At 76.0% G+C, this 1834-nt stretch carries 1 protein-coding gene; it reads left to right on the top strand.

Annotated features, from left to right (window positions below):
• Positions 1–141: 141 nt before the first annotated feature.
• A complete protein-coding gene (locus AB0C69_RS41925) occupies positions 142–1581 on the top strand; it encodes an MFS transporter (RefSeq protein ID WP_353835555.1) in 1440 nt (479 codons plus the stop codon).
• Positions 1582–1834: the final 253 nt, after the last annotated feature.

Genomic DNA, 1834 nt, shown 5'->3' with positions numbered 1-1834 from the left:
GCGGGCGGCGGGCGCGGCGGGCGGACTCGTCATCGTCACTCCCCCAGCCTGCCTCGGGCGGGCGTGCTCTTCCAGGTGCTGTCAGTACCAGTATCGGCAGGCTCTCGTTACCGGTACCGGCGCGCCCCCACCCTCGTACACATGACACAGACAACCGACCTGCGCGGGACCGTTCCCGACCGGGGGTCGCGGAACGGATCCGGCGGGCTCGCGCTCGCCGTCATCCTGCTCGGCCAGTTCATGGCCATCCTCGACGTGAACATCGTCAACGTGGCCCTCCCGACGATGCGCGCGGACCTGCACGCCTCGGGCGCGGGGCTCCAGCTGATCGTGGCGGGCTACATCATCTCCTACGCGGTGCTGCTGATCACGGGCGCGCGGCTCGGCGGCATCGCGGGCCACCGCCGCCTGTACCACCTCGGCCTCGCGTCCTTCACGGTCGCGTCGCTGGCGTGCGGGCTGGCGCCGTCCACCGGGACGCTGGTGGTGTGCCGCTTCCTGCAGGGCGCGGGCGCGGCGATGCTGACCCCGCAGGTGATGTCGATGATCCAGCGGGACTTCACCGGCGCCGCCCGGGGGCGGGCGCTCGGCCTCTACTCCGCCGTCATCGCGGGCGGCGTCGTCGTCGGGCAGGCGGCCGGGGGCCTGCTGGTCGGCGCGGACCTGCTCGGGACGGGCTGGCGGGCGGTCTTCCTCGTCAACGTGCCGATCGGCGCCGCGCTGCTGCTCGCGGGGCCGCGCGTGCTGCCCCGCGACGAGCCCGCGCCCCGGACGCGCCCGCTGCGGGCCGAGCTGGACCTCCCGGGCGTGTTCACGCTGGCCCCCGCGGTGCTGCTGCTCGTCGTCCCGCTGATCATGGGGCACGAGCTGGGCTGGCCGCTGTGGGGCTGGGCGGCGCTGGCCGCCAGCGCCGCGTTCGCCGCGGTCTTCGTGGCCGTGGAGCGGCGCGTGGCGGCCGCGGGCGGGCGTCCGCTGGTCTCGCCCCGGGTGCTGCGCGCCCCGCTGCTGGTCCCGGCCTGCGTGGCGATCGTGTTCGGCCCGGCGAGCTGGTCGTCGTTCCTGTTCACCACCACGCTGCACCTGCAGGGCGACCTGCGGATGTCCCCCCTGGAGTCGGGGCTGGCGTTCGTGCCCTGCGTCACCGCGTTCGGGCTGGTCGGGCTGAACTGGCAGCGGCTGCCGGCCCGCTGGCACCGGCGCGCCGTCCCGGCCGGGTTCGCCGTGGCGGGGGCGGGCTACCTGTGCGTCGGCCCGCTCGCGGGAGGCGGCCTCGCCTACGAGGCGCTCACCGCGGTCATCGGGTTCGGGCTCGGGGTGATGCCGATCATCATGACGACCGCGCTGCGGCACGTCGCGCCGGGTGACGCGGCCGACGCCAGCGGCCTGCTCCTCACGCTGATGCAGCTCGCCCAGGTGGTCGGCATCGCCACCGTCGGGACGCTGTTCCTCTCGCTGGCCGAGTCCGGCGGGTCCACCCGGCACGCCGAGTACGGCACCGGCTGGGCGCTCGCCGGGATGGTGCTGCTCGGCGCCCTGTGCGCGCTGTCCCTGGCCCGCGACCGGTCCCCGGCTCGACCTTGAGGGTCAGGACGGAGGGGCGGGGACGGGGTTCTCGGCGAGCGCCGAGGCGACGGCCGCCAGCGTGCAGTCGATCACGACGGCGCGCATCGGCGGCCCCTCGGGTGGTCGGGTCCGTCGGTCACCGCCGCGATACCCGGGGCGCGGGCGCGAAACGTCAGTACCGCGCGAGCCGGGCGGCTGTGAGCGCTCGGCTACCCGGTGCACGCGACGGCGGGCGTGGGCGGCGGCTACCGGCTGGGCGCGGGCACCCGCC

Source organism: Actinomadura sp. NPDC048032 (genome assembly GCF_040653175.1).
In the GTDB taxonomy this organism is placed as follows: Bacteria; Actinomycetota; Actinomycetes; order Streptosporangiales; family Streptosporangiaceae; genus Spirillospora; species Spirillospora verrucosospora.
The sequence above is the reverse complement of the archived record's forward strand: the minus strand, read 5'-3'. Positions and strand labels throughout refer to the sequence as shown.

Bases quoted from the DNA above. Each gene is read 5' to 3' on its own strand.
- AB0C69_RS41925 (WP_353835555.1), top strand. From the start codon at position 142: ATGACACAGACAACCGACCTGCGCGGGACCGTTCCCGACCGGGGGTCG.